General features: G+C 59.2%; 3 protein-coding genes and 1 pseudogene. 3 read left to right on the forward strand and 1 reads right to left on the reverse strand.

The window, feature by feature from the left end:
- Nucleotides 1-232 (forward strand): hypothetical protein (locus tag GNZ13_RS51655; RefSeq protein WP_216675062.1); only part of this gene is annotated, 232 nt, incomplete at its 5' end.
- Between the two features lie 107 nt (nucleotides 233-339).
- Nucleotides 340-486 (forward strand): annotated as a pseudogene (locus GNZ13_RS54390) (hypothetical protein); the annotation flags it as partial.
- An 88-nt stretch (nucleotides 487-574) separates the two neighbouring features.
- Here the strand turns inward: GNZ13_RS54390 and GNZ13_RS28785 are convergent.
- Entirely contained in the window at nucleotides 575-2,545 is a 1,971-nt protein-coding gene (locus tag GNZ13_RS28785) for an alkaline phosphatase family protein (RefSeq protein WP_172170895.1), read from the reverse strand.
- A gap of 1,047 nt (nucleotides 2,546-3,592) precedes the next feature.
- Here GNZ13_RS28785 and GNZ13_RS28790 point away from each other — a divergent pair.
- Nucleotides 3,593-4,017 (forward strand): XRE family transcriptional regulator (locus GNZ13_RS28790; RefSeq protein ID WP_172170897.1); only part of this gene is annotated, 425 nt, incomplete at its 3' end.

The following is a 4,017-nucleotide window of genomic DNA, read 5'->3' on the forward strand; positions in this document are numbered from 1 at the left end:
AAAGCCGCGGCAAGCGCAATCCCCGCGGCGTGAAGCGAAAGATGTCGAATTTCCGGATCCGGCGACGATGGGAGCCGCTGAATCAGCGAATAGCGCCCAAAGTGGTTATCAAGTGAACAGTATTGGTATTAGTCCGATAATCGTCGACGCCCACATTCGCCGGCCAAGCTATGCTCTAAGGCTTTACTGCAACAAGTGGGCGGCTTTTGCTTTGCGATGCGCGGCGGGTTGAACTCAGGACTATCTTTCGCAAGTTGCCTATCCGTGGCGCAAGCAATCGCGCCCGACAAATGGTCGCAACTGAAGACCTGCCCCGACTGCCAATAGGCGTTCTACGATCACACCCGCCGTGCCAGCAAGCGTTGGTGCGGCATGAGGAACGGCGGTCCGGGCGGTCGCGCATGCGGCACGATGGCGAAAGTGGCGGCGTTCCTCGCGCTCGAGGCGACACGCAAACGCAAACACAGACACAAACGTCAGAAGTAAATAAACCGCGCGCCAGGCCGGCCGCGCGGTGCAATCCTCCAGATCGGCAGAGCCGGCCCTGCCCTGCCGTGCCCTCCATGCCACACCGTTACGGCGTGCGCGGAAACTCGAACGCGTCGAACAGATCGCCGATTGCGGGCGCATTGACCGGCACATACGGATGCGTCTGCAACTGGATCGGATTCGGCAGATTGTCGCGGCTTCTGTCCGTGATTGGCTTCAGATGCCAGTTGCGGTCGATGAACTTCACGATCGACGCGTGATCTGCGTACTGGTGCACGACACGCCCACCTCGCGAGTATGGCGATACGACGATCATCGGAATGCGCGGGCCGTCGCCAAAGAAGTCGAGCGGCTGGATGTAGCCTGAGTCGTAGTAGCCGCCGCCTTCGTCGGTCGTGACCAAGATCGCCGTCGAAGCCCACAGGCTCGGGTCGCGCTGCACCTTGTCGACCAGCTTGTGCACGAACGATTCAAAGAGCCCGAACTTCGACGACTCCGGGTGCCCGTCGAGAAGACCGCCCGGCTTCACGAACGAAACCGCGGGCAGCGTGCCGTTCGCAATGTCCGCGTACAGATCGGTCGTGTCCTGCAGGTGCGCCTTGACGAGCGCCGGGTTCGTCATGATCGCGGTTTCATACAGGAACGGGTTGCAGATATTGCAGTAGACGCTCGTGGCCGGCGTAGTCACAAACGTATTCCAGCCTTCGCCGTAGTACTTCCACGAGATGTTCTTCTCGATCAGCGTATCGGCGATCGTCCGCACCGGCGACGGCGGGATCGTGAACGTACTTGTATTAACCGTGCCGTCCCCGTTGTAGCCGGGATTGTAGTTGTTCAGCAGGTAATACGTGTTCGGCGCGCACTTCGCGTCCGGCTTGTACGGCAGGCGGTCCAGGTAGTGGCGCAGCGTGCCGGCGCCGGGCTGATGACTGTCCGAGCAGTTGCTGTACGTGCCGCCCGAATAGCCGTCCTGCGTGTAATAGTTGTTGGTGTTTGCCTGCGGCAGCGGATTCTCGATCTGATCCGCCGGCGGCTTCGTGGCATTGCCGTTGCCGTCCGTGTAGTAGAGCGCATCGGCGGTGCCGATCATGATGCTGTTCGCGCCCGTGCCGCCCATCACCGGCTGGTGATAGTTGTCGCTGATCGTGAATTCGCGCGCGAGATGCGTGAAGTACGGCATGTCGCCGGTATTCACGTTGTAATAGCCGAGCGCGGTCGCTCCTTCGCCGGTCGTCTCGTCGTTGAAGTTCGCGGGCCGCGGCTTGCCGTTCGAACCGGCGCCCTCCGACGTCTCCACCCACGCGAACAGATCCATCTGACAACCGCTCGGATTATCGAGCGTGGCGTGATCGAGGCTGCAATCGGCCTGTTGCCAATTCTGGTAGAAGCGGTGCACCGGGCTGTTGATGTACTGGTCATAATCGGGACCGACGCGCGAGATCTGATACGGTCCGTTCGGCAGGTTATACGTGTTCGAGCCGAAGCGCGTATCGACGCTATGCGTCGGCAAACCGCTCGCACCAGTGGTAAGGTGCACGACGTCCCAAGGCTCCACCATCGCGCCCTCGGCGGCCTGCGCCGCGGCGAGCGTGGCGAACGGCGGCGGATTGGTATCGCTTGGCGCGCTTGTCGTATTGCCGGTATTGGGTGCCGGCAGCACCGTGTAAGGCTGCTTGCCGCCAGGCGCCATCTCGAAGCGCTTCGGGTCGGTGGCACTGGCCGTGTATTGCGTGGCCAGCGCGAAGTTCGGGCCTGGGCTGCCGTCGGCCGTGATGATGCCCTTCGACAGCAGGTTCGCCACCGTCTGCCCCCGGCGTGGCGTGTAAGCGCCGAATACGTGATCGAACGTGCGGTTCTCGCCGACCACCACGATGACATGCTTGATCGGCGACGCGGTGTTCACTGCCGCAGCCGCTACCGCAGCCTGCTGCTGGCTTTGCGCGACAGCCGGGAAGATAGCCGCGGCAAGCGCGACGGAAACGGCGCCGCAAAGCAAGCCGCCCCTGAATGTTGGTGTACTAATTACATTGACAATTTTCTTCACGAACGCCTCCATGACGTTACTCGGACGAGCAAACGGTAATGTGGCGTGTGGAATCGACGGGCAGCTCTCTGCGTGGAGACGCTGCCTCTCTTACAAAGCGTTACGACGGAGAGAAATTATAGGGAGGCAATGACAATACCGGGACAAAAAAAAGTCGATGGCGTGTGAATTTTCTAACGAATTACTTTCGCTGCGATTCATATCGCATAATTCGCCCGCGGCACTGGAGCATTCGAATTTCTCGTAAGCGACCGTGCACGTGGATAGTTCCTCCCAATCGAGACTTTTGGGCGACCTAACACGTGTGTCTCGCCAGAGAGGCCGCCGGCCGGTATCTGTCGTACGCGGCTGCCACCGGGCCCTAACAGCCCATCCTCACAAATCATCAAAGGCCATCGCTTGCGCCCGCCTTCCGATCTAAAATTACGCTAATTGACTAGAAAATTCATAATCAGCGAAATGCTTTCGCAATTCAATTTCCAACGCTCTTTCAGAGCACCAGGAATATTAAAATAATTTCAATGCTGCGACGTCGAGCGTTTGCGCGCATACCCTATAGCGGAAAAAATCGTGGATTCTTTAGTGGGTCGCATCTACCCCTGTCGGCCAACCCAAACGACATCACCCTTATCACCCTCTGTGATTTGCGGATTTCGTGATGCCAATTAGAAAGAAAAAAGGCGCCCCTCTTTACATGGCCTGAGGGCAGAGCCACAACGTCGTCCTTAAACGTACATTCCATCGCCCAAATGCGTCCGAATGCTTCTCGAACAACGTTGTGGGTCTATTTTCAAAGCACAACGTTTCCGATGAGAAAGACTCTTCGGTACCGCACGCAAATCCAAGCGCGACAGGCTTCGGTAATCACCCGTGTCAAGGAGGCAGCGCGTACAAGCGCTCACTGATTGGCGTGCAAAGGGAATGCATCACTTCATAGCCATCACCAGCGCTTCCCCGATACTAGCTCTAACGCTGCCGGCGAACGTCCCCACTAATCCAAATGTTATTATCGGAAACACGACCCGCCTCCCAAGGCACGCATTTAAGCCGTTGGACCCCATGGACACCCACCTCACCAAACCCGCCGATCAATCCACAACCGACCTAGGCCGCCGCGTCCGCGCCGCCCGCCAGGCGCAGGACTTGACGCTCGAAACCGCGAGCCGCCTCTGCGGCGTCTCCCGCTCGACCCTCTCCAAAGTCGAAAACGGCCTGATGTCCCCGACTTTCGACGTCCTGCAGAAAATCGTGCTCGGCCTGAAGATCGAAATCGGCGAGCTGTTTGGCTCGACACCCAAAGTCAGCGCCAGCGGCCGCCGCGCGTTGACCCGCAAAAACGAAGGCCAGCGCCACGCCTATCGCGGCTATCAGATGGAATTGCTCGCCACGGATCTGGCGCACAAAGCGATGTTGCCGTTCCGCATCCGCATCTCGGCGCACACGCTGGACGCGTTCGATGACTGGGGCCGTCACGAAGGCGAAGA

Source organism: Paraburkholderia elongata (genome assembly GCF_013177735.1).
In the GTDB taxonomy this organism is placed as follows: domain Bacteria; phylum Pseudomonadota; class Gammaproteobacteria; order Burkholderiales; family Burkholderiaceae; genus Paraburkholderia; species Paraburkholderia elongata.

What these genes read in the sequence shown, in the direction of transcription:
- GNZ13_RS28785 (WP_172170895.1), bottom strand. Translation starts at nt 2,545, where the DNA reads ATGGAGGCGTTCGTGAAGAAAATTGTCAATGTAATTAGTACACCAACA.